Annotated in this window: 27 protein-coding genes; 15 read left to right on the top strand and 12 right to left on the bottom strand. The window is 57.2% G+C overall.

The annotated features are described in order from the left end of the window. On the top strand, positions 1-194 hold a 194-nt coding region (locus AC2FGC_RS20730; protein WP_282153203.1), incomplete at its 5' end, for a hypothetical protein. Here the strand turns inward: AC2FGC_RS20730 and AC2FGC_RS20725 are convergent. Beyond that, a complete protein-coding gene (locus tag AC2FGC_RS20725; protein ID WP_496727090.1) occupies positions 191-784 on the bottom strand; it encodes a hypothetical protein in 594 nt (197 codons plus the stop codon). The genes AC2FGC_RS20730 and AC2FGC_RS20725 overlap by 4 nt on opposite strands. A 97-nt stretch (positions 785-881) precedes the next feature. Continuing rightward, entirely contained in the window at positions 882-3,230 is a 2,349-nt protein-coding gene (locus AC2FGC_RS20720) for a DNA topoisomerase IV subunit A (RefSeq protein WP_496727088.1), read from the bottom strand. Positions 3,231-3,432: 202 nt separating this feature from the next. Here AC2FGC_RS20720 and AC2FGC_RS20715 point away from each other — a divergent pair, with 202 nt between their 5' ends. The 6 genes from AC2FGC_RS20715 to AC2FGC_RS20690 all read left to right on the top strand — a co-directional run bounded on the left by AC2FGC_RS20715 (position 3,433) and on the right by AC2FGC_RS20690 (position 7,765). Further along, positions 3,433-4,059 carry an SH3 domain-containing protein gene (locus tag AC2FGC_RS20715; protein WP_496727087.1) on the top strand — a complete coding sequence of 209 codons (627 nt, stop codon included), beginning with the start codon at positions 3,433-3,435 and terminating at the stop codon, positions 4,057-4,059. 69 nt (positions 4,060-4,128) lie between these two features. Beyond that, complete coding sequence (locus AC2FGC_RS20710) at positions 4,129-4,956, top strand: SDR family NAD(P)-dependent oxidoreductase (RefSeq protein WP_113791295.1); 828 nt, start codon at positions 4,129-4,131, stop codon at positions 4,954-4,956. A gap of 80 nt (positions 4,957-5,036) precedes the next feature. Then, positions 5,037-5,237, top strand: a complete 201-nt coding sequence (locus tag AC2FGC_RS20705; RefSeq protein ID WP_496727086.1) for a twin transmembrane helix small protein — start codon at positions 5,037-5,039, stop codon at positions 5,235-5,237. 3 nt (positions 5,238-5,240) lie between these two features. Then, a complete protein-coding gene (locus AC2FGC_RS20700) occupies positions 5,241-5,813 on the top strand; it encodes a cob(I)yrinic acid a,c-diamide adenosyltransferase (RefSeq protein ID WP_058278922.1) in 573 nt (190 codons plus the stop codon). Between the two features lie 264 nt (positions 5,814-6,077). Beyond that, complete coding sequence (locus tag AC2FGC_RS20695) at positions 6,078-6,836, top strand: electron transfer flavoprotein subunit beta/FixA family protein (RefSeq protein WP_058278923.1); 759 nt, start codon at positions 6,078-6,080, stop codon at positions 6,834-6,836. Next, entirely contained in the window at positions 6,836-7,765 is a 930-nt protein-coding gene (locus AC2FGC_RS20690) for an electron transfer flavoprotein subunit alpha/FixB family protein (RefSeq protein ID WP_496783318.1), read from the top strand. The genes AC2FGC_RS20695 and AC2FGC_RS20690 overlap by 1 nt, the downstream gene beginning before the upstream one ends. 61 nt (positions 7,766-7,826) lie before the next feature. Here the strand turns inward: AC2FGC_RS20690 and AC2FGC_RS20685 are convergent, their stop codons facing one another. Continuing rightward, complete coding sequence (locus AC2FGC_RS20685) at positions 7,827-8,648, bottom strand: DUF6473 family protein (RefSeq protein ID WP_496783315.1); 822 nt, start codon at positions 8,646-8,648, stop codon at positions 7,827-7,829. Positions 8,649-8,810: 162 nt separating this feature from the next. On the opposite strand from AC2FGC_RS20685, the gene AC2FGC_RS20680 reads away from it, so the two are divergent. Beyond that, positions 8,811-9,686 carry a 3-hydroxybutyryl-CoA dehydrogenase gene (locus AC2FGC_RS20680; protein WP_058273257.1) on the top strand — a complete coding sequence of 292 codons (876 nt, stop codon included), beginning with the start codon at positions 8,811-8,813 and terminating at the stop codon, positions 9,684-9,686. Positions 9,687-9,758: 72 nt separating this feature from the next. Here the strand turns inward: AC2FGC_RS20680 and AC2FGC_RS20675 are convergent, their stop codons facing one another. From AC2FGC_RS20675 to AC2FGC_RS20645, 7 genes are read right to left on the bottom strand one after another with little or no spacing between them, the layout of a single operon-like run. After that, positions 9,759-10,658 carry a lysophospholipid acyltransferase family protein gene (locus AC2FGC_RS20675; protein WP_496783312.1) on the bottom strand — a complete coding sequence of 300 codons (900 nt, stop codon included), beginning with the start codon at positions 10,656-10,658 and terminating at the stop codon, positions 9,759-9,761. A 39-nt stretch (positions 10,659-10,697) separates the two neighbouring features. Further along, positions 10,698-10,967 (bottom strand): HPr family phosphocarrier protein, encoded by a 270-nt coding sequence (locus AC2FGC_RS20670; RefSeq protein ID WP_058273259.1) that lies wholly within the window; start codon positions 10,965-10,967, stop codon positions 10,698-10,700. 17 nt (positions 10,968-10,984) lie between these two features. After that, on the bottom strand, positions 10,985-11,377 hold the full coding sequence (locus tag AC2FGC_RS20665) for a PTS sugar transporter subunit IIA (RefSeq protein ID WP_170561187.1): 393 nt from the start codon (positions 11,375-11,377) through the stop codon (positions 10,985-10,987). Then, positions 11,374-12,255 carry an RNase adapter RapZ gene (gene rapZ / locus AC2FGC_RS20660; RefSeq protein WP_496727081.1) on the bottom strand — a complete coding sequence of 294 codons (882 nt, stop codon included), beginning with the start codon at positions 12,253-12,255 and terminating at the stop codon, positions 11,374-11,376. The genes AC2FGC_RS20665 and rapZ overlap by 4 nt, the downstream gene beginning before the upstream one ends. Next, positions 12,252-12,722 carry an HPr kinase/phosphorylase gene (locus AC2FGC_RS20655; protein ID WP_496727079.1) on the bottom strand — a complete coding sequence of 157 codons (471 nt, stop codon included), beginning with the start codon at positions 12,720-12,722 and terminating at the stop codon, positions 12,252-12,254. The genes rapZ and AC2FGC_RS20655 overlap by 4 nt, the downstream gene beginning before the upstream one ends. Positions 12,723-12,725: 3 nt before the next feature. Then, positions 12,726-14,435, bottom strand: coding sequence for a sensor histidine kinase (locus AC2FGC_RS20650; protein ID WP_496727078.1), 1,710 nt, complete (start codon positions 14,433-14,435; stop codon positions 12,726-12,728). A gap of 32 nt (positions 14,436-14,467) precedes the next feature. After that, a complete protein-coding gene (locus AC2FGC_RS20645; protein WP_496727077.1) occupies positions 14,468-15,172 on the bottom strand; it encodes a response regulator transcription factor in 705 nt (234 codons plus the stop codon). Between the two features lie 348 nt (positions 15,173-15,520). Between AC2FGC_RS20645 and AC2FGC_RS20640 the strand changes: the two genes are divergently transcribed. The 3 genes from AC2FGC_RS20640 (at position 15,521) to AC2FGC_RS20630 (ending at position 18,355) form a co-directional block, all read left to right on the top strand. Continuing rightward, positions 15,521-17,119, top strand: coding sequence for a phosphoenolpyruvate carboxykinase (locus tag AC2FGC_RS20640; protein WP_496727076.1), 1,599 nt, complete (start codon positions 15,521-15,523; stop codon positions 17,117-17,119). A 369-nt stretch (positions 17,120-17,488) separates the two neighbouring features. After that, positions 17,489-17,779 carry a hypothetical protein gene (locus tag AC2FGC_RS20635; protein WP_058273655.1) on the top strand — a complete coding sequence of 97 codons (291 nt, stop codon included), beginning with the start codon at positions 17,489-17,491 and terminating at the stop codon, positions 17,777-17,779. A gap of 111 nt (positions 17,780-17,890) precedes the next feature. Continuing rightward, positions 17,891-18,355: a hypothetical protein gene (locus AC2FGC_RS20630; protein WP_496727075.1), complete on the top strand. Its 465-nt coding sequence runs from the start codon at positions 17,891-17,893 to the stop codon at positions 18,353-18,355. Here the strand turns inward: AC2FGC_RS20630 and AC2FGC_RS20625 are convergent. Next, positions 18,352-19,116, bottom strand: a complete 765-nt coding sequence (locus AC2FGC_RS20625) for a sulfite exporter TauE/SafE family protein (RefSeq protein ID WP_496727074.1) — start codon at positions 19,114-19,116, stop codon at positions 18,352-18,354. The genes AC2FGC_RS20630 and AC2FGC_RS20625 overlap by 4 nt on opposite strands. 145 nt (positions 19,117-19,261) lie before the next feature. Between AC2FGC_RS20625 and AC2FGC_RS20620 the strand changes: the two genes are divergently transcribed. The 3 genes from AC2FGC_RS20620 to AC2FGC_RS20610 all read left to right on the top strand — a co-directional run bounded on the left by AC2FGC_RS20620 (position 19,262) and on the right by AC2FGC_RS20610 (position 22,167). Then, complete coding sequence (locus AC2FGC_RS20620; protein WP_496727073.1) at positions 19,262-20,953, top strand: acyl-CoA dehydrogenase family protein; 1,692 nt, start codon at positions 19,262-19,264, stop codon at positions 20,951-20,953. Between the two features lie 217 nt (positions 20,954-21,170). Further along, the gene (locus tag AC2FGC_RS20615) at positions 21,171-21,725 is read left to right on the top strand and encodes a hypothetical protein (protein WP_496727072.1); all 555 of its coding nucleotides are present in this window, start codon (positions 21,171-21,173) and stop codon (positions 21,723-21,725) included. A gap of 49 nt (positions 21,726-21,774) precedes the next feature. Continuing rightward, the gene (locus AC2FGC_RS20610; protein WP_496727071.1) at positions 21,775-22,167 is read left to right on the top strand and encodes an META domain-containing protein; all 393 of its coding nucleotides are present in this window, start codon (positions 21,775-21,777) and stop codon (positions 22,165-22,167) included. Here AC2FGC_RS20610 and recO read toward each other — a convergent pair. Beyond that, on the bottom strand, positions 22,151-22,876 hold the full coding sequence (gene recO / locus AC2FGC_RS20605; protein WP_496727095.1) for a DNA repair protein RecO: 726 nt from the start codon (positions 22,874-22,876) through the stop codon (positions 22,151-22,153). The genes AC2FGC_RS20610 and recO overlap by 17 nt on opposite strands. A gap of 125 nt (positions 22,877-23,001) precedes the next feature. On the opposite strand from recO, the gene AC2FGC_RS20600 reads away from it, so the two are divergent. Further along, positions 23,002-23,307: a hypothetical protein gene (locus AC2FGC_RS20600; protein ID WP_496727070.1), complete on the top strand. Its 306-nt coding sequence runs from the start codon at positions 23,002-23,004 to the stop codon at positions 23,305-23,307. The last annotated feature ends 15 nt before the right edge of the window (positions 23,308-23,322 follow it).

The raw sequence follows: 23,322 nt of genomic DNA, 5'->3' as shown, positions 1-23,322 counted from the left end.
GTCTTGCCGTGGTCAACGTGGCCAATCGTGCCGATGTTGACGTGCGGCTTATTACGCTCAAACTTTTCCTTTGCCATTCCTCAGGCGCCCTTTTGCGATTGGGGGGACCCGTGGTCCCGTGGTTACATCTGCGCGCGCGAGATATTTGGTTCAAAGGGGAAAATCAAGCACATCCTGCGTTAAAAGCTGGTTAAGACGCCGGATTTTGGGTGACCTCGACGGATTCCAACGGCTGGATCAGGTCGGGACGCTTGTCGAACCAGCCGTTGTCCTTATGTTCCTCGGCCAGCCATTCCTCGACACGATCGGCAACCTTGAGGGCCAAACCTCCCATTTGCTCTTCTCTGGTGCGGGTATGCCCGGATCCTGTAAGTGCGCTTTCACCGGTCGTGTCTTCAAGAACCTGGAACTGTTTGCCTTTAGCCAGAAACTCTTTTTTGCGCACGTCGTAAACATTCACCAGAACGATTGCCGTGCTTTTGGGGTTGTAGATCACCGGCACACCCGGAGGGGCCAGCATGAACCCTTCAAGACTGATTCCTATGTCGTATTCCTGGGCGCCCTCATACCGGCCAAGCCGAATATTCACGGCGTTCTGAATGGCGTCTTCCCACTCTTTAGGCGTCGCTTCCCGCGACACCGGCCCCTTCCGGGCCTTTTCAGCAAAGGCATAATTGACGCGCAATTTGAATTCGCCCAGCGACTCAGGCTCTTCGTAAACCTGTGTCTGCGTGCACGCGCCCATCAGGGCCAGTCCGGTAATCAGGGTCAAAGCTCGCAACATGTTCTCGTCTCGATATGCCTGTTTTTCTTTGATCTAGCGCAACGATACGGCTTGTGCCAAGCCGTATCGGCAGAAATCCACTTGCCTGCGCGCTTACTCACGAAAATTTATAGTCGCGCGGGAAACCATAAGGCGCTTTTTTCCCAACGCTGGCCCGTTTGGCCAGCCACTGTGACATGTCCGCCTCGTGCCGCGTTTTGTCACCGCCCATGGACCACCTCAGCCCCTCTTCCCAGTTGAAGGTCGTGATGTCGGACAGACCACCATCCAGTTCCAGTGTCCCCTGTCGGCCGCGCGCCATATTGTATTTTTGCAGGCGTACGCCCTTACCGCGCCCCATTTCCGGCAGCTCTTCCACTGGGAACACAAGGAACTTGCCGTTCTGCGACACGACCGCGACGTGATCGCCCGAAACGGGCTTACAGATCATCGCCGTCTCGTCAGCTTTGACGTTCAGCACCTGCTTACCGTTGCGGGTCTGGGCCAAAACGTCATCTTCGGGCACCATGAAACCGTTACCCGCGTCTGACGCCACCAACAGCTTGCGCCCTGGCTTGTGGATCAGGATGTCGATGATCTGCGCCTCGTTCGGCAAGTCGACCATCAGGCGCAGCGGTTCGCCCATACCGCGCCCGCCCGGCAGATTGGCGGCGCTGAGCGTGTAGAATCGCCCGTTCGAGGCAAACACCAGCAAGCGGTCAGTCGTCTCAGCGTGGAATATGAAACGCGGGCCATCGCCGTCCTTGAACTTCAACTCGCGCTTCAGGTCGATGTGACCGGTCATGGCGCGAATCCAGCCCATCTGAGAGCAGACAACCGTGATCGGTTCTTTGTCGATCATCGCCTCAAGCGGTACTTCTTCAACTTGCCCGGCCTCAGCGAATTGGGTTCGACGCGCGCCACCTTCATAGTCTTTGCCAAAAGTCTTCTTGGTCTCTTTCAACTGCTCGGCGATTTTGGCCCATTGCAGGGCCGGGTCGGCCAGCAGGTCTTCGAGATTGGCGCGTTCCAGCATCAATGCGTCACGTTCGCGGACCAGTTCCATCTCTTCAAGACGGCGCAAGGACCGCAGACGCATGTTGAGGATCGCATCGACCTGAACCTCAGACAATTCGCCCTCGCCCGGCTTGGGCGACACATAGTCGGCCTCGCTGGTGGCGCGGATATGGTCGATGCCCCAATCCTCGCGCATCAGCGCGGCTTTGGGATCGTCGTCGTAACGGATGATGTCGATCACACGATCGAGGTTCAGGAAGGCGACGATAAAGCCTTCCAAGACCTCCAACCGGTGGTCGATCTTGGCCATGCGGTGACGCGAGCGGCGCAGCAACACTTCTTGCCGGTGATCAAGGAATGCGCGCAGCACTTCCTTCATCGAGCAGACCTTGGGCGTCACCCCGTCGATCAGCACGTTCATGTTCAGACTAAACCGAACCTCAAGATCCGAGTTGCGATAGAGCATCCCCATCAACACCTCGGGGTCCACATTCTTGGACCGTGGTTCAAGGATCAGGCGGATATCATCGGCGGATTCGTCGCGCACATCGGCGAGGATCGGGATTTTCTTGGTCTGGATCAGCTCGGCGATCTTTTCGATCAGCTTGGATTTCTGAACCTGATACGGAATCTCGGTGACAACGATCTGCCATTGACCCCGACCCAGATCTTCAACCTCGAACTTACAGCGAAGACGGAACGATCCTCGTCCGGTGCGGTAGGCCTGCGCGATGTTCTCGGGTGGCTCAACGATCACACCCCCGGTCGGGAAATCCGGACCGGGCACGTAGTTCAGCAAAGTATCATCGCGCGCATCCGGCGTCTTGATCAGATGCAGACAGGCGTCGCAGAGCTCTGAGATGTTATGCGGCGGAATATTCGTCGCCATGCCAACCGCGATGCCGCTGGATCCATTAGCCAACAGATTCGGGAACTGCGCAGGCAGCACGACCGGTTCGCTTAGCGTGCCATCATAGTTGTCGCGGAAATCGACCGCGTCTTCGTTCAACCCTTCCAGCAGGGCTTCGGCCACGATGGTCATCCGCGCTTCGGTGTATCGCGAGGCCGCCGGGTTATCACCGTCGATGTTGCCAAAGTTGCCCTGCCCGTCAACCAACGGGTAACGGACGTTGAAATCCTGCGCCAGACGCGCCATCGCGTCGTAGATCGCGGCATCGCCATGCGGGTGATAGTTACCCATCACGTCGCCGGAAATCTTGGCGGATTTGCGGAACCCGCCCGTTGCACTGAGTCGAAGCTCGCGCATTGCATAGAGGATTCGCCTGTGCACAGGCTTCAGCCCATCGCGCGCATCGGGCAATGCCCGGTGCATGATGGTGGACAGCGCATAGGTCAGATAGCGTTCGCCAATCGCGCGGCGCAGCGGTTCAGCTACCTCGCCCCCATTGTCGGGGGCCTCCATATTGGGGTCGTCGATCGTATCGTTCATATATGATGTGATACGCCGCAAGCGCGCGCTGGTAAAGCAATCAGCTTAGATTTTGCTGGGGACAAGTCGTGCTTTTTGCAACAGGGGGAGACAAGTCCCGGAATTCCCCCGGTTTTCGACTCGGACCCTGAAATATGGTAGGCTGTCTTCATTAGACTGCTGCCGATTTCTTGTACCTAACGATTGACCTGGGGGATGCGCTATGACGCGCCTTATTATTCTGACTTTCACTGCACTTGGCTGGTGTTTTTACGTTATGAGCGGTGGACCAAATTTCGAACCGCGCGGCTTGCGGAGCGATCAACCTGTGCGCGTTGCCTCTGTATCCCAACCTGCAGCAGTAGCACCCGCTCGGGTTGAAGAGCTTGTGACCGAAGAGCTTGTGACCAATGTGGCCGTTCGGGCACCGACGGTGCGCGCACAACCCCAACCTGAACCCGAAGAGATCGTGCAGATCGTGGCCGAACCAGCCAGCCTTCAGTCTCTGTCCGGCATCTCGGTGTTCGATGATCAGAGCGCAAACATCACGCTTGCTTCGCTGGAAGACGGCGTAGCGGGTTTGCGTCAGACCGATGAAGCGCCCCTGCCGGAAACATCAGAGGCTGAGGCGATTCCCGAACCTGAAAAAGACATCCGCGAAATCTCGGGAACACGGGTGAACATGCGCGATGGACCCGGTACCATTTACCCAATTGTCGGCAAAGCGGCCATCGGACAGAAGGTCGAGGTGCTAAGTGATTCCGGAACCGGCTGGCTGCGCCTGCGCGTGTTGCCCGCGCAACAGGTCGGTTGGATTTCAGCCTCACTGGTTCGAAAAATTCAAAACTGACGCTGCACCGTCATTGTCCTGACCCGCACCTCGCAATAGCTTTGGCCTGAATTGAAGGTCAGGAAGATCATGCAGAAAACCATTCTTATCACCGGCTGCTCGTCCGGCATCGGCCTGGACGCGGCACACGGTATGCGTGCGCGCGGCTGGCGTGTCTTTGCATCCTGCCGCCAGCAGCGTGATTGCGACCGGCTGCGTGCGCAAGGCTTTGAAAGCCCGCGCATCGACTATACCGACGCCGCAAGTATCGCATCAGGCCTGACCGAAGTGCTTGAGGCCACCGGAGGTACCCTGGATGCGCTGTTCAACAACGGTGCGCACGGCTTGCCCGGCGCAGTTGAAGATCTGCCGACCGAAGGGCTCCGTGTGATATTCGAGGCCAACTTTTTTGGCTGGCATGAACTGACACGGCTGGTGATTCCAGTCATGCGCGCGCAAGGACATGGGCGAATCGTTCAGAATTCGTCGGTTCTGGGCCTGGTGGCCTTTCCATGGCGCGGCGCATATGTCGCCACAAAATATGCCATTGAAGGCCTTACCGACACGCTGCGTCTGGAACTTGCCGGAACGAACATCAAGGCCATTCTGATCGAACCCGGCCCAATCACGTCGAAAATCCGCGAGAATTCGATCCCCTTCTTTGAACGTTTCATCAACTGGGAGAACTCGGCCCTGCGCGAAAAATACGAGGCTTCTCTGTTGAAAAGACTGTATGAATCCTCAGGTCCGGATCGTTTCGAACTGCCTGCATCAGCGGTGACCGACAAGCTGGCCCATGCGGTTGAATCAAAAAGGCCGCGCGCGCGCTACTATGTGACCACCCCAACCTATATCGCCGGGTATCTGCGCCGCCTTTTGCCCACCCGCACCATCGACCGCATTCTGTCGGACGTCTGAGGCGAAATTACCCGTTCGCTTTTCATGTACATGAGGCTAGATGATAGCCAAACGAAACAAGAAACGCGGACGGTGTGCTTATGGACCTTTTGATGGTCATTTTGCTGTTGGCCATGGCGGCGGTCGTCGTCGTGCTGGCGATCGGCATCTCCAATTTCGGCAAAAGCGGCAAAGCTGCTGCGATGAAAAGCAACAAGATGATGCGCCTTCGCATTCTGTTCCAGTTCATTGCTGTGGTGCTGATCGTGCTCTACGTCCACCTGCGCGGACAAGGAGTTTAATAAATGGTCGTTCTGAACAAGATCTACACCCGCACCGGCGATGATGGAAAAACTGCGCTGGGTAACGGCGAACGTGTCGCCAAGTATTCTGGTCGCGTGGCAGCTTATGGAACCGTTGACGAACTGAACGCATTTGTTGGCGTGGCGCGGACCGAGGCGGAAGGCGACGTTGATGCCGCGCTGGCGCGTATTCAAAACGACCTGTTTGATCTGGGCGCAGATTTCTGTCGCCCCGACATGGAAAAAGACGCCGAGGCCGATTATCCGCCCCTTCGCATCGTTGCATCTCAGATTGATCGGCTAGAAGCCGAGATTGACGTGATGAATGAAACGCTGGAGCCACTGCGCAGCTTCATCTTGCCCGGCGGGTCGCGCCTGGCAGCGAATCTGCATGTCTGCAGAACCGTATCCCGCCGCGCCGAACGCCTTGCGGTCGAGCTGACCAACATGGAGCCCGTGAACGCAGTCGCGGTGAAATATCTCAACCGCCTGAGTGACTGGTTTTTCGTTGCCGCCCGCTGCGCCAACGAAAACGGCACTGCGGACGTTTTGTGGGTTCCGGGCGCAAACCGCTGAAGTTGGCGCGGGATCCGGCGAACCCTGCAGCGACCAACAAAGCAAAACCCCAGCCAAACGGGTGGGGCCCAAAGCTCTAGCACCGGCCACCAAAGCAATAAAATTTCACGCCGTTGCGTCAAAATACATGAAACGCGACGTCTCAAGTTCATGACGTGACGATTTTGCCCTGTTGCAGCGTGAACTGAGACGCTATTCAGTCCCCCGAGAGCATTGGTGGAGTCGCTTCGCGGCTTACCGTTTTTTGTGAGGAGCAAGCGCAAAATGAAGGTACTCGTGCCTGTCAAACGCGTGATTGACTATAATGTGAAAGTTCGCGTGAAAGCGGACGGTAGCGGTGTTGATCTCGCCAATGTCAAAATGTCGATGAACCCGTTCGACGAAATCGCTGTGGAAGAAGCGATTCGCCTGAAAGAAGCGGGCAAGGCTGACGAAATCGTTGCGGTTTCGATTGGCGTCAAGCAATCGCAGGAAACCCTGCGCACCGCACTGGCCATGGGTGCTGACCGCGCCATTCTGGTTGTTGCCGCCGATGACGTCCATCAAGACATCGAACCGCTGGCCGTTGCCAAGATCTTGGCCAAAGTGGTCGAGGAAGAGCAACCCGGCATCGTTTTGGCTGGTAAGCAAGCGATCGACAACGACATGAACGCTACCGGTCAGATGCTGTCGGCCCTGCTGGGCTGGTCGCAAGGCACCTTCGCATCCGAGCTGGACATCGAAGGCGACAGCGCCAAGATCACCCGTGAAGTTGACGGCGGCCTGCAGACCATCAGCGTCAAGATGCCGACCATCGTCACTGTTGACCTGCGCTTGAACGAGCCGCGCTATGCGTCTCTGCCGAACATCATGAAGGCGAAGAAAAAGCCGCTGGACGAGAAAACCGCCGCCGATTACGGCGTCGACGTCACGCCGCGTCTGGAAGTCGTCAAAACCGAAGAGCCGCCGGCACGTGCTGCTGGTATCGTCGTCGGCTCGGTTGATGAGCTGGTCGAGAAACTCAAAGAAGCGGGGGCTGTGTAATGGCTGTTCTTCTTCTCGCAGAAGTCAACAACGGCGAACTGGCGATGGACGCCACCGCCAAGGCTGTCACTGCCGCAAAGGCACTGGGTGACATCACCGTTTTGGCCGCGGGCGGTTCTGCCGCCGCTGCCGGTGAAGCCGCCGCCAAAATCGACGGTGTGTCCAAGGTACTGGTTGCCGAAGACGCGTCGCTGGGCCACCGCTTGGCTGAATCGACCGCGGCCCTGATCGTCGGTCTGTCTGATGGTTATGAGCACATCGTTGCCCCAGCGACCACCGACGCCAAGAACGTGATGCCGCGCGTTGCAGCCCTGCTGGACGCGATGGTGATCTCGGATGCATCTGGCGTGGTTGACGGCTCGACTTTTGAGCGTCCGATCTATGCGGGCAACGCGATCCAGACCGTGAAGTCACACGATGCCAAGAAAGTCGTCACCTTCCGTACCGCGTCCTTTGACGCGGCTGGCGAAGGCGGCTCGGCTGCGGTTGAGACCATCTCGGTCGGTGACAACCCAGGTCTGTCGTCATGGGTCGAGGACAAGGTTGCCGCGAGCGATCGTCCGGAACTGACCTCGGCTGGCGTTGTTGTCTCGGGCGGCCGTGGTGTCGGCTCGGAAGAGGACTTCAAACTGATCGAAGGTCTTGCTGACAAGCTGGGCGCCGCTGTTGGCGCATCGCGCGCCGCCGTGGACTCGGGCTATGCACCGAACGACTGGCAGGTCGGTCAGACCGGTAAGGTTGTTGCACCCGATCTGTATGTCGCGATCGGCATCTCGGGCGCGATTCAACACTTGGCTGGTATGAAAGACTCGAAAGTCATCGTTGCGATCAACAAGGACGAAGAAGCGCCAATCTTCCAGGTTGCGGATTTCGGGCTGGTTGCAGACCTGTTCCAGGCCGTGCCAGAACTGACCGAGAAACTCGGCTAACCGCTGGCTTAGCTTTTTCATCGCGAAATTTGGAAAGGCCCGCTTAAAGGCGGGCCTTTTATTAATGCAGATTGCGTATTGGCCCCATCAAAGCTGCCGCAATCGCCCGATGGGCAGCTGGGCCAATCATGTGCTCTGCCATTGGCTGTTGCAGTGTACCGAACAACATGTCCTCAATCTCGTCAGACTGGCCGCACACATGGGTTTTGACGTCGACGATATCCGTGCAGGATTTGCCAACGAACTGGATCATCTGATCCGTTACGTCGGCATCAGCGAAGTCAATGTGATGCACACCCTGCTCTCCTCGAAGGACCTGCAGCCGCAAGAGGATCGCCGGGGTTTCCAGGCCTTGCAAAAAATCACCGATCTTCCGAACCCAGTTTCGGCGCAGTTCGTCCAGAACAACTTCGATGCGCGCGTCGCGAACATTTTGCAGGCAGGTCATCAGGTGGCGCACGAAATGAACCTCGGTGAAGTCAATTTCGGGATACAGGCTGATCAAATCCTTCGTTGGCGCCAAAAACCGGTCGTTACGCCTGGAATGAACGCGATAAAATTGGTTGGACTGCCCAAGAAGCCCTGGCGCCTGCATGACGCACAGATCTGCGCCTCTTAGCAAATCGCATAACCCCCTGTCATCGCACAGCGCATCAACGCCGCTGAACAGGCATCCAAAGTTCAGAACGCGTCTTTCAAGCCCGTCTTCGAGAATAGCAGAGAATGGTTGGTCGACGAATCGCCCAAATGTCTCATCCCCGCCGACGCAGGCCGCGTAAGGTTGATCCAGAACACGCCGAGCGCCACGAAACCACAGGCGCGATCCGTCATATTGGCATACCTCGTGCCCGGGTCCCCCCGAGCCTGTTTGATGATAGCTCATATCACTCACCCATTTTTCACCCGGTTGCCATCTTGCAGCCGCTAGTCTTGAGAAAATCCTAATGTGCGCATTTGAAGCAAAATCGATCGGTCCGATCCCCTTGCCGCCCGCCCCGATCTGTCGATACTGTCGCCATATCCCGAGACACAAAGGCACCTGAACATGGATGTAAAATCGGTCGGAGTGATTGGCGCAGGTCAGATGGGCAATGGCATTGCTCATGTTCTGGCGCTGGCAGAGTATGACGTTCTGCTGAACGATGTCTCGCAGGACGCGCTGGACAGCGCCGTGGCGACGATTGAAGGCAATCTGGCCCGACAGGCATCAAAAGGCAAAATCTCGGACGAAATGATGCAAGCCACGCTGAGCCGGATCAACACGACGTTGGAGCTGCCCCAGTTGGGTCAGACCGATCTGGTGATCGAAGCCGCAACCGAGCGGGAAGCAATCAAACAGGCGATTTTCGAAGACCTGCAGCCGCATCTTCTGCCCCATACGATTCTGACATCCAATACGTCCTCAATCTCGATTACCCGCCTGGCCAGCCGAACGGATCGGCCGGAACGCTTTATGGGGTTCCATTTCATGAACCCGGTGCCCGTGATGCAGCTGGTCGAGCTGATCCGGGGGATTGCCACGGATGAAGAGACGTTCAAATCGTGTAAGGCGGTTGTGGACCGGCTTGGCAAAACCGCAGCAAGCGCGGAAGACTTCCCAGCCTTCATCGTGAACCGCATTCTGATGCCGATGATCAATGAGGCTGTCTACACCCTCTACGAAGGGGTCGGCAGCGTGCAGTCGATTGACCAATCGATGCGGCTGGGTGCAAACCACCCGATGGGGCCACTGGAACTGGCTGATTTCATCGGGCTGGACACTTGCCTGGCGATCATGAACGTGTTGCATGACGGATTGGCAGACACCAAGTACCGGCCTTGTCCACTGTTGACGAAATACGTCGAAGCCGGCTGGTTGGGCCGCAAGACCGAACGCGGGTTTTATGACTACAGAGGTGAAACTCCGGTCCCAACGCGCTAGAGGGGCCAGCCCCCTCGCCCGGCTTTCATCCGGGCTCACTCCCGGGATTTATTCAGCCAGATGAAGTGCGGATCAGGGATTGCGTGATTTACCAAGCGCCATTGTGCGCTTTCTGAGCCACGCCATGTAACCGCGCGGATCACTTTCCAACAGCTTCATATCCTCGTCCGAAATCGGTTCGCCAATCACCGGAGATTGCGGCTTGTTGCAAGAGCGGACGATCTCATGCAACAGCAGCCCCTGCCGTAAGATCGGCGACAGCTTGTTGGCAATCTGATAGGCGCGCGAATTGCTGCCGGGGAAGAAAATCGGGACCACCTGCGCGCCAGATCGGCGGATCATCTTGGCGGTAAACACATTCCATTCCTGCTCTTGCGCAGGACCGAACCAGTCGTCCGAGGACATCACCACACCTGACGGGAACAGAGCAACAACGCCACCTTCCTTCAGGTGTTCCATCGCCTTGCCGCGCATCTCAAGCATTTTGGTTTGCGCTTCGGGGTCGTGTGGAAAGGGAACCGGGATCATGAACGAGGTCGCCGCCTCGTCCAACCCGGTCAGGACAGAACGGGTCAGGATACGATAGTCATTGCGAACCTGTCCGATCAGTTCCGCCAGAATCATACCGTCGACCATGCCATGCGGGTGGTTGGCCACGACAACTACGGGTCCGGTTTTCGGGATATTTGCAAACTGTTCCTTCGGAGTAGTGAGGTTGATGCCCATAACCTCAAGCGCGCCGCCCCAGAACCGCTGGCCGCGATAGTATTCGTTCTTCTTCTCGAACTTGTTGACCATCCGCAGGATAGTCAGCTTACCCGTACACCATTCAATGGCGCGGATGGCTGTAGACGTCCAGACATCGTCGAAGGAGTTCGCGTAGGTCAGGGTTCTGCGATCATAGATTTCGCCCTGATCTTCTGCCCCGTCCACCACAGGGGCTGTCTTGGTCTCGTGCGTCGTTTGCGCCAATTCCTGGTTTTCCCGTTCTTCGTATCGCGACTGGCAGGATCAGAACCCTTCCCCGAACTTTCCGTTCACAAGGGTTTCCAATGCATCCGCCAACGCCTCAGCATCCGGTCCGGACGTCTCGACGTCAATAGTCGTTCCGCGAGACGCTGCCAACATCAAAAGACCCATGATGCTGTCCCCTGATGCAGAAAGCCCGTCTTTGGACACCTCTGCCTGGGCGTCAAACCCCTCGACCACTTCGACCAGCTTAGCCGAGGCGCGGGCGTGCAGGCCTTTTTCATTGATTATTTTCAAGCTTCGGTTGGTCATTCTTAATCAATCCGGTCTTAATCCAACGTCACGTTTTGGGCATTGATATACTTGCGTCCAGCCTCCATAGCCCGCCGAACCGCATCCCCGATCGGCAGGTGGCGACTTTTGGCCAATTTTATCAGCATAGGCAGATTTGCACCGTAGAGGATACGGCGGTCCTGCGGGGTGCAGGCCTTCAGACTCAGATTCGACGGGCTGCCGCCAAACAGATCCGTGACAACAACCACGCCGTCGCCGACATCCACACCGTCAGCGGCGGTGCAGATTTCCGACTGCTTGGCTTCCCGGTCGTGGTCAGCCTCGATCGAGATTGCGGCCAGTCCAGGTTGCTTTCCGACAACATGCTGCATTGCGGCCAGATATTCCTGAGCCAGCCCGCCATGTGCTACGAGTACGATCCCGATCAATCCGGCCTCTCATTCAACGATCGACGTTCCATTTCGCGGTGCCTAATTGCCACTTGCTGCCCCTCCTGTGCAAGGGCCTTTGCGACCGCTTCTGCGGTTGCGACCGATCTGTGTTGCCCTCCGGTACACCCGAAGGCCACGGATAGGTGCGCTTTACCTTCGGCGCGATATGCCGGTAGCAGTGTTTGCAACAGATCGACAACGCGGTCGAAGAACGGTGCATAGTTTTCGTCTGACTGAACATAGCGCGCGACATCCGGGTTTCGACCGTCTTCCGCGCGCAATTCCGGACGCCAATAGGGGTTGGCCAGAAACCTGCAGTCAAAAACCATGTCCAACCCATGCGGCAAGCCGCGTTTGTACGAAAAGGACTCGATGGATACCGCCAGATGTCGGCCGCCTTCCGGAGCGAACCAATGCTCGACCTCCTTGCGCAACTGGTGAACGTTGATCTGGCTGGTGTCGATCAGAATGTCGGCAATTTCACGGATCGGGGCCAACAGCTCTTTTTCCTGCAGCACACCGGCTTCAGGACCTGCGTTGGCCGCAACGGGATGGCGTCTTCGGGTTTCCGAGAACCGCTGCAGCAGCACTTCGTTTCGGCAATCAAGATAGAGAACCGTAAGCTCGACCTGCTCGGTCCGCCGCAGCCGCATAACAAGATCAATGAACCCAATGGTCGAGAAATCGCGATTTCGGGCATCGATGCCCAATGCCATGGGCCGATCGTTTTCCGGACCGTCCAACAAGCGCATCAAAAGGCCCATCGGCAAATTGTCGATGGCCTCGAACCCCAAATCTTCAAGCACACGGATCGCCGTCGTCCGCCCAGCGCCCGAAGGGCCGGTGATCAAAACGATCCGCCGCTGTTGTTTCATTTGCTGGGCCATTCCGGGTTTACGCGCCCCATTTTCATCAGTTGCATCAATGCTGAAGCCAAATTGGGAACGCCGCTACCGCGAAGCAAGGGGATTGTTTGCCTCAGGGCTCGGATCGAGATCGGATCTGGCAAACGTGCTTCTTCCCTTTGGTCCAGATCCACCACATATCGCAAATCCACGGGTCCTACGGGTGGCGCGCGCAACAATCCGATACCGCGGGCCTCAACAACGCCGCGGATATTCGGGGCCGCATCAGCGGTCACTTCACCGCCGCTATTGTGTAAAGCCACGCGGTCATCACCGACAAGTTCGGCACCCAGCGCCATCATCTGCAAGACCAGCGCGGATTTTCCCGCCCCTGCCGCGCCAACAATCAGCAGACCGCGCCCGCCGACAGCCACACAACTGGCGTGGAGTATGGCACTGTCCTGTTCTTCCAAATCATAAATTGACGGGGCGTTCATAATTTACACAGGCAACCCGACAACAAATCGCGCACCCAGCGGGTCCGAGGTGATATCGGCGTCGGTTGGTCGGATGTTCTCAGCCCAGATCACACCACCATGTGCTTCGACAATCTGCTTTGAGATTGCCAGCCCCAGGCCCGAGTTGTTTCCGAAGTGTTCGGCGGGACGCTCGGAATAGAACCTTTTGAAGACCTTGGTCAGGGCTTGTTCAGGAATACCGGGGCCGGTGTCTTCGACCACGACCAGCACCCTGTTTTCGCGCCGTCGGACCCAGACACGGATCGCATCGCTTTCCTCGCAGAACGAGGTGGCATTGGTAATCAGGTTGACAAAAACCTGCGCCAGCCGCGCCTCCAGCCCGTTGATTACGATCGGATTGGGCGGCAGATCCGTTATATAGTCGATGCCCTTTGCCCGCGCATCTTCACCCAGATACTGGCTGATATTGCCAACCAGCTTCACCAGATCAAACGGCTGTTCTTCTTCCTTGACCAGTTCGGCATCCAGACGGGACGCGTTCGAGATATCGCTGACCAAACGGTCCAGACGGCGAACATCATGTTCGATCACACCCATCAGCTTTTCACGTTGGTCATCGCGTTTGACCATTCGTAACGTGCCCACGGCAGACTGAAGGCTGGCCAGAGGGTTCTTGATCTCATGCGCGACATCAGCGGCGAACTGTTCGTTCGCGTCAATTCGGTTATAAAGCGCGGTGACCATACCCCGCAGCGCGCGGCTGAGCAGACCGATTTCATCCGGACGCGCGGTCAGGTCTGGGATGCGGATACGGCCGGGGTTCACTCCGGCGCCCCGGTCCTTACCCAGTTCGGCGGCCGCCGCAAGATCCGCCAACGGGTTTGCGATGGTAGAGGCGAGAACAAGGCTAAGTCCGATCGACACAAGAAGCGCGACAACAAACATCTGAAGGATGCGCTCCTGCTCGCGACGGGCGAGGGCGTCAATCTCTCCGGATGGCCCGGCCATGGCAACGGCCCCTACCGCGACGCCATCTTGCAGGATCGGGGCGGCTGCAACAATGACCGTTTCGCCAAAGTCATCCTTGACGGCCTGCACCTGCATCTGCCCCTGCAGTGCGCCGGGAACTATGGTCTGAACCCGTTGCGCCAGAGTAGGCGCTTCGCTGGGTTCTGTGGAGGTGAACACGCGCGACAAACCCGTCCACACGGCGTTCAAGGCGTCGCTGATCAAGGTACTGCCGGTCTGAACCTCGGACTCGGACGCTAGCAGCGCCTGCTCGGATGCTGCGCCACGCGCCCATCCAATCAGAGTTCCCCGTTCGTCATAGACAAAGACCTCGCCCCCTTGGGGCAATGTGAGGCCCTCCAGCGTGTCCTTTACGTCCAGTGTGCCGGCATCCTGTGACAGGCCGGATGCTGTCTGGCGCAACTGTGCTTCGAACACGTTGCTGACCAACTGCGCATCCCCGATCAGATTGCGCGCGGTCTGCTGAACCTGCTCATCACGGGAATCGTCCAGATACAGCAACCCTGTGACAAGGATCACCAAGGCGATCAGGTTGAGCGTGATGATCTTGCGCGCAAGCGGCGAGCCGCGCATTGCAAAGAAGCCGCGGCGGCGGCGCGCGTGCCGAAGTTCGGCTGACTCGGGATCCTGCGGGATGACCCAATCATCCCCCAGAACGACATCACCGTCCCGCAATTCGCTGGCTTGTTCCGTATCGCGCACGAGACTTGGTTACCCCTAGTATTTGGCCACGCCTATTCTTCGTTGTACCTGTACCCAATTCCGTACAGTGTTTCGATCGCCGAAAACTCGGGATCTGCGGCGCGCATTTTCTTGCGCAGCCGCTTGATGTGGCTGTCGATCGTACGGTCGTCTACATAGACCTGATCATCATAGGCCACATCCATCAGCTGATCGCGGCTTTTGACAAAGCCCGGTCGCTGAGCCAACGCTTGCAACAACAGAAACTCGGTGACGGTCAAAGATACGTCCGAGCCCTTCCAGCTGACCGCATGGCGCAGAGGATCCATCCGCAGATCGCCGCGTTCCATAACCTTGGCGTCACCTGTGTTGGCGGTTGCCACATCGCCAGTTGTCGCCTCTTGCCGGCGCAGCAGCGCGCGGATGCGTTCAACCAGAAGACGCTGGGAAAAGGGTTTCTTGACGTAGTCGTCCGCGCCCATGCGCAGGCCAAGAACCTCATCTATTTCGTCATCTTTGGAGGTAAGGAATATCACCGGCATCTGAGTTTTCTGCCGCAGCCGCTGCAACAGATCCATCCCATCCATCCGCGGCATCTTAATATCCAGAACAGCCATATCAGGCAGTTTCTTGTTGAAAGCGTCCAGCGCCGCCTGCCCATCATTATAAGTTTCAACCTCGAACCCTTCGGCTTCGAGTGTCATGGATACGGACGTCAGAATATTTCTGTCGTCGTCCACCAATGCAATCTTCGACATCGGGTTAACCCCTATTCCTGCTCACTCACGCAATAATTCGCTTATTAGTAGGGCATCTTTGTCGTTTTTATGGCCGCGAATCAATCCGTATCTGCGAATCGTGAGATTGTTGTCACACAGATGCGGCAAAAAAGCCGTTAATGCGCGCGGAAAAGCGCCTTGTTTTCCGACAGGAAATTAGTGGTGGCGCTAAACTTTAACTTGGTTGCGCTAACTGCGCCAAACCGTCCTGTTCATGCCCCAAACGACCATGTTAAGACCCGCTTATCCGCCGGTTTTTCCCGGTATACTGCCCCAAGTGCGCCCCCCGGCCCAACCGCCGACGCGCCGCCACAGGAGAAGAAACGCATGACATCTGGACGGGTTAACCCGCAATTCCGCCTCGAAGATCAGGGCATCGAGGGTCTGGGCAATGTCTATTACAACTTCATGGAACCGGCGCTGATCGAAGAAGCGCTGAAGCGCGGCGAAGGCACTCTTGGCAATGGCGGCGCATTCCTGGTCACCACCGGCAAATTCACCGGCCGTTCGCCCAAGGACAAACACGTCGTCAAAACCGACAGTGTTGCCGACACAATCTGGTGGGAAAACAACGCCGCGATGACCCCCGAAGGGTTTGACGCGCTGTATGCCGATATGATCGAGCATATGAAGGGCCGTGACTACTTTGTGCAGGATCTTGTCGGCGGCGCCGATCCCGCCTATTCGATCAATGTGCGCATGGTCACCGAACTGGCATGGCACAACCTGTTCATCCGCCACTTGCTGCGCCGTCCGGATCGCGAAGATCTGGAAGAGTTCATTGCAGATTTCACCGTCATCAACTGCCCCAGCTTCCAGGCCGACCCGGCCAACCATGGCTGCCACAGTGAGACCGTGATTGCGCTGAACTTCGACCGCAAGCTGATCTTGATTGGCGGCACCGAGTACGCGGGGGAGAACAAAAAGTCTGTCTTCACCCTGCTGAACTACATGCTGCCCGAAAAAGGCGTTATGCCGATGCATTGCTCGGCCAACCACGCCGTTGGCAACCCTGTCGACACCGCGGTGTTCTTTGGCCTGTCCGGCACTGGCAAGACCACCCTGTCGGCAGACCCTGCCCGCACGTTGATCGGCGATGACGAGCATGGCTGGTCGGATCGCGGCACCTTCAACTTCGAAGGCGGTTGCTATGCCAAGACCATCAATCTGAATGCTGAAGCCGAGCCGGAAATCTATGCGACAACCAGCAAATTCGGCACTGTGATAGAGAACATGGTCTTTGACCCCGAAACCAAGGAGCTGGATTTCGAGGATGACTCACTGACCGCGAACATGCGCTGCGCCTATCCGCTGGAGTATATCTCGAACGCCTCGAGCAGCGCGCTGGGTGGGCACCCCAAGAACATCATCATGCTGACCTGTGATGCATTTGGTGTTCTGCCTCCGATCGCGCGATTGACACCGGCACAAGCGATGTATCACTTCCTGTCTGGCTTCACGTCGAAAGTTGCAGGAACCGAGCGTGGCGTCACCGAGCCTCAGCCCACGTTCTCAACCTGCTTTGGCGCGCCCTTCATGCCGCGTCGCCCGGAAGAGTACGGCAACCTGCTGCGCGACAAGATCGCTCAACACGGTGCAACTTGCTGGCTGGTGAACACCGGCTGGACCGGCGGCGCCTATGGCGTTGGCAGCCGGATGCCGATCCGCGCAACCCGCGCACTGCTGACCGCGGCGCTGGAAGGTTCGTTGCGCGACGCCGAGTTCCGTAAGGATGCTAATTTCGGCTTTGACGTCCCGGTCTCGGTTCCCGGCGTTGCCGAAGTTCTGCTGGATCCGCGCCGCACTTGGGATGATCAGGCAGCATTTGACAAGCAGGCTGAAAAACTGGTGCAGATGTTTGCCGAGAACTTCGAGCAGTATCTGCCCTTTATTGACGATGACATCAAAGCCGTCGCAATCGGTTGATATCAAAGGGGGCGGTTTTCGCCCCCTTCCTCTTCCCACAGGCGAGTAACTTCGCGGTAATCTTCTTGTGGTTGTATAATGCACCTTGCATATACAAATTCATTGCCCGCTGCAGCAGATTGCAGTACTCCACTGTGTCATTATGACGTAAAAGCCCGGCGCTTTCGCACCGGGCAGGAAGTAAAAAGACCTTGGGGACACTCAATGAGCGCGCACTCACATTCGCGATTTGAGCAACCTAATCAGATATCTAGTGTAATCCATCGGGGATGGGTGTCAACATGAGACGTGCTGAAAAAATTCAGTTTCGGCGAGTTTCTAACTTTCGCTTTAGCGCGAAAGGCGACAGGGAAAACGACAGGTAAACAAATGACGGAAATCTCGAAACTGACCGAACTTCGCAAATTGATGCAGAGTATGGAACGGACCCTTGGACTGGAACAACTCTCTCCGGTTGAGCGTGACATTTACTACGCGGCCGAGGAACTGTCGAAAGCCGATCAGGAAGTCCGCACATTCGGTTTGATCGAGCACACCCTTGTTCAGAGCGTCTCGCGTCCGACATTCTTCCGCGCGCTGAAATCTCTGGTCCAAAAAGGCTATCTGTCCCAAAGCGGCAATGCCAACCGGGGGCGGTATATCGTACATGCGCCCAGGTGACACCGCCAACCTGCGTGTTGATGGCTAATAATCGTGCGCAGATGGGCCTCTGACACTTTCTTCGCCTCACTGGCTTACATAGTTGCATCATTCCTCACCTTTGAGGTCTTGATGCCGCTGCAAAACGTGTTCTTTCCGGAATACCCAAGCCGGGCCAGCCTGCTGTTCCTGCCTCACGGGGTAAGGGTCCTGGCAGCGTGGTTACTGGGGTGGCGCGCGATTTTCGCATTGTTGCCGGGTGTCTTTGCAGTTTTCGCATTTCTGGGGGGTGCGGATGTCTTTTTGCCCAGCCGCTTGTTGGCAATTGTCATCGCGGTCACAACGGTTCCCACCGTGTTCTACTTGCTCAAGTGGGCAGGTTGGGACTTGTTCCCCAGACCCGATCGCAAACCCTGCTGGTTGTGCGTCATGGGTGTCGGCGTGATCACGTCGTTCTTGGCATCCGCTATGACAAACATGAGTTTTGGCAGCGCAGGGGTAGAGTACATCGCCTTTCTGATCGGCGATATCTCAGGGCTGTTTTTCCTGATGCTGGGGCTTTACTTCGCGTTTCGGTATATGGACCGCAGAACTTAACCCATCAGACCGCGGCGCAGCAGGTTCAATCCAGCGGCCAACAGCACAACCAAAGTTACTTTGCGAAACAACGCCTGATCGATTCTCGATTGCAACTGCATACCCACCCACATCCCGATCACTGCTGGAGCGATCAGAGCAGCCGAGAACGGCGCCGTGTCGGCCCGCAGGATACCTGATCCCATATGGGCGACCATCAAGGCAATTGCGCCCAGCCCATAGATAACCCCCTGTACCCGCATTTGCACGGCTTTCGGTGTGTTCAGGGCCGTCAGGTACGCCACCGTTGGCGGCCCCCAAATACCAGACATACCGCCCACAAATCCTGCGACGGCCCCAATGAGAACCTCAACACGGGCCGATGGTTCTTTCAGCACCAGCTTTACACCCAGGACCTGGATCAAGGCAAAGAAGGTGATTGGAACGCCGATCATCAACAGGAAGGTCGATGTCGGCACCAAAGTGACCAGCTTGGCTCCGGCCAGAAGGAACACCAAGCCCACAATCAGAAATATACGAAACTCCCTGACCGACGACACGGCCGCGGAAACACCCTGTCCCAAAGCCTGAAAGACATTAGTTACCAGTGTCGGAAGGATCAGACCCGCGATGGCCAACTCGGGCGGCAGAAAGACACTCAACCCTGAAACCATAACCATCGGCATGGCAAAACCGACGATACCTTTGACCCACCCTGCCAGAAACGCAACGCTCAGAGCCAGCAGAAGATCCTGTGGAGGTAATAAAGAAAACAATGTCATGGCCCCCTGATATCATTCCTGACGGGCGCTGCACTGCAAAAACGTTCGAGAAATATTAGAACTTTTTCGCAACGTAATACGTATTTTTGTTGCGCTGCACGTGCAGCATGATATGACCAGACGACACGAGAAAAGGACACGATTCATGGCCCATGACGGACAGGATATGACCCAGATGACAACACCTGCGATTTTGCCCGATCTTCTGACGCTGACCCGTGCGGCCGCACCCGCCGTTGAAACAGTGTTCGAGCGTGCGCGCGAGTCGGTGCGCGGTATGGTTTCCGCCGATGGCCGTGTTTCCGGTGCCTTGATCGAAGCCAATCAAACCGCCGCCCATGGCTTGTCATGGCTGGCCACGTATTCTCAGTCGCTGAAACAGATGCAACGCTGGGCCGAAACGCTGGAGGCCGATGGCAAGTTCGGCGAGATCGAACAATTGCTGCACCAAATCGCCTTTGGCGAATACCTGCACCAGGTTGCAGGCGGCATTCCGATGAACCAGGGCGAGGTTGTCCGCCTTCAGGATATGGGTCTGGGCTGGGACGCGCTTTCCGGTTTTCAGATCCCCGAAATTCAAACACTGATGGCGCAGGCCAATTCTCAGGCCGCCCGCAGCCGTCTGGTCAAGCTGATGGAAGATCAGGCCGGTGCCACCATGTTCGGTGCCTCGGGTCTGGACGAAGAGCTTGAGATGATCCGTGACCAGTTCCGCCGCTATGCGGTCGAAAAGGTCGAACCCTACGCCCATGACTGGCACCTCAAAGATGAACTGATCCCGATGGAAGTCATCGAGGAACTGGCAGAAATGGGTGTCTTTGGCCTGACCATCCCCGAAGAATTCGGCGGGTTCGGCCTGTCCAAAGCCTCGATGTGCGTCGTGTCCGAGGAACTGTCACGCGGCTATATCGGCGTGGGCTCTCTTGGTACGCGCTCCGAAATCGCGGCCGAGCTGATAATCGCGGGCGGCACCGATGAACAAAAAGCCAACTGGCTGCCAAAACTGGCCAGCGCCGAAATTCTGCCGACCGCAGTTTTCACCGAACCAAACACCGGCTCGGATCTGGGCAGCCTGCGTGCACGTGCGGTCAAGAACGCGGACGGTGACTATGAAATCACCGGCAACAAAACCTGGATCACCCACGCGGCGCGGACCCATGTGATGACGCTGCTGGCCCGGACCAACCCGGACACCACCGATCACCGCGGTCTGTCCATGTTCCTTGCGGAGAAGACGCCGGGCACAGATGAGAACCCTTTCCCCACCCCCGGCATGACCGGCGGTGAGATCGAAGTTTTGGGCTATCGCGGCATGAAGGAATACGAGCTGGGCTTTGACGGTTTCAAAGTCAAAGGTGAAAACCTGCTGGGCGGTGAAGAAGGCAAAGGCTTTAAACAGCTTATGGAAACCTTCGAAAGCGCACGCATTCAAACCGCTGCCCGCGCCATTGGGGTCGCCCAAAGCGCGTTGGATATCGCGATGCAATACGCGCAGGATCGTAAGCAATTTGGCAAGTCGCTGATCAACTTCCCCCGCGTGTCCGGCAAACTGGCCATGATGGCGGTCGAAATCATGATCGCACGTCAGCTGACATATTTCTCGGCCTGGGAAAAAGACCACGGTCATCGCTGCGACCTTGAGGCCGGTATGGCCAAGCTGCTTGGCGCTCGTGTGGCCTGGGCTGCGGCTGACAACGGCCTGCAGATCCATGGCGGCAACGGGTTCGCTCTGGAATACAAAATCAGCCGCGTTCTGTGTGACGCGCGCATTCTAAATATTTTTGAAGGGGCTGCCGAAATTCAGGCACAGGTTATTGCACGGCGTTTGCTGGGCTAACCGGAATTAGGCATCCCGTTTCCCCAACTAGACCCGGCCTTGCGCCGGGTCATTTTCTTTATTCCGTACCCCAGTTTGAAATTCATGCCATCCGATCTGTGACCAGATAGAGACCTTTTCTGATCCTTGACCGAAAAAACTTCCCCCTTTGCTTTTTGTTGAAACCCCTTTAGGGCACGCTGCGACCCAGACCGGGCCCAAGGATGGTGATGACAGAATGACCCGACTATTATTTGCGCTTTGGGCGACCGTTGCAGCCCTGATACTGGGCGGATGCGCCACAACCCAACCTGTGGCGGGCTACACCGAGATGGACGAGCTGGCACTGGCGATCGAAAACCTTGGCCCCCAAGTCGATCCCGCCGAGGCGCAAAAGGCCGCCAACATCGCCTACACCTATTCGCAGCAACTGAAGCGGGATTGGAACGTCACAGACCCGGCGATTATCCACAACGCCAAGGTCATCAACGGGTTCCGGGAAAAGGGGTTGTGCAACGACTGGGCGCAGGCGATGAGCCGCCGCCTGCGGAAGGAAAACTTCCGCACTTTGGACATCCACTGGGCCACCTCGCCGCCAACCGCATTCCGGATCATCCACCACTCGGCAGCAATAAGCGCCAAGGGCGATACGATGAAGGACGGCATCATCCTCGACCCATGGCGCAACAGCGGTGCGTTGTTTTGGGATCAGGTAAGCGAGGACACCAGATACAACTGGAGGCCACGCCTGGACGTTCGCGAAGAACTTATCAGCGGCGAGATCCCGTACTGAGCTGGCTTCGCCGGTTCCCTCGGCACCAGTAAGAAAGTAAGACACCCGTATGATACGCCTGATCCTGACACTGCCCCTGATTGCCCTGTTTCAGTGCGACAGGGACGAATCCGTTGCGGCCTATGGCGCTGCAGACCAGACTTGGGTGCTGCAGGAAATTGACGGGCAGCCTTTCGAGGCCAGTGCCATGTTGCAGTTCCCCGAAGAGGGCAAGATCACGGGTAACGCCCCGTGCAACAGCTATAGCGGCACCCTGAACGCGCCCTACCCCTGGTTCGAGATTATGGACCTAACCGCAACACGCGCGGCCTGTGCCGGACTTGAGGCCGAAGGCTTCTATTTCGCTGCGCTGATTGCGATGACGCAGTCCGAAGTATCAGGCGACCTGCTGATACTGCGCAATGATGACGGGCACGAGATGGTGTTCAAAGCCGCCGAGTGAACTGATCCACAAATCTTGCCCGCGCATCAGGCAAGGGGTTATGCCCCAGGGACGGGGCTAGATGGTGCTCCAGAAAGTAACCGGTGGTTTTAAACCCTGCGGCAATCTCAGCGTCCGGTGCTTGACCTTCACCGCGCAGACAGGGTGGCAGGGGCAACAGCTTATCTGCCCATTCACCGGCACCCTTGGCACTGACGGCACGGCCGGTCTTGGGTGAAACATAGACCAACCCATCAGCCGCCCCGGTCACAGCACAGGCCGACAGGTCCAGGCCAAAGCCCAGTTCGTCAAGCAACGCCAATTCCCAGCGCAGATAAGCCAGCGGCCAGATTTCGTCTTGCCCCAGCAGATCCAACAACTGTTCGGTCCGTTTGTAGATTGCAGGATGCGGTTCACGTTCTGGCAGGCAAAAGGACAACAGCGCAACGGACGCGTTCAATCCTGCCAACGCCATCCGACCCGAAAACGCCGCTGCTGCGCGTGAACGCAAAGGTTCAACCTGAAATGTGCCAAGATGCTCTTCCAACCGCGCGCGCCACAAAACATCCAGTTGCGCGCCGGGTTGCAGGATCGGAGCGATCTTGCGGCTGGTGCCACCGCGTACGACGCCAGCATGACGACCGTGGCCTTCGGTGAAGACCTCGATTATCGCCGCTGTCTCGCCATGGCCGCGAGAGGTCAGAAGTATGCCGTGATCACGCCAGTCCAATTGGGCCTCGCACTGTTTGCCTTGCTCAACTTGACCCGGCATTGCGGGAAGCCGCAACCGCGAATACTTGACTCGCGGGCATTCCTACACTTAATTAACAATATTGTTAAACAAGAGGCCAGATCATGCGAGGCATCACAATCTCATACCGTTATGACGGTGATGAAGCCGAATGGCAGACCACTATCCGCACCTTTATCGAGGCGATCGACGCCGATCCTGAGGCGGCCGGAAAATTCACCTACCAGGTTGCGGTCGCTGATGACGGAAAGTCCCGGGTTCATTGGGGCCGCTGGGACAGCGCTGAGACATTGGCCCACGTGCAGTCGCAACCCTATTTTCAGGCCTTCGCACCCAAAGTAAAGCAATTCGCCGGTGAGACATTGACCACCACCGGGCACGATATCACGCTTAAAAGCAGCGGTTGGTGACGTCTTAGCACCGGA

This window comes from Ruegeria sp. CDSC054 (genome assembly GCF_059610645.1).
The sequence above is the reverse complement of the archived record's forward strand: the minus strand, read 5'-3'. Positions and strand labels throughout refer to the sequence as shown.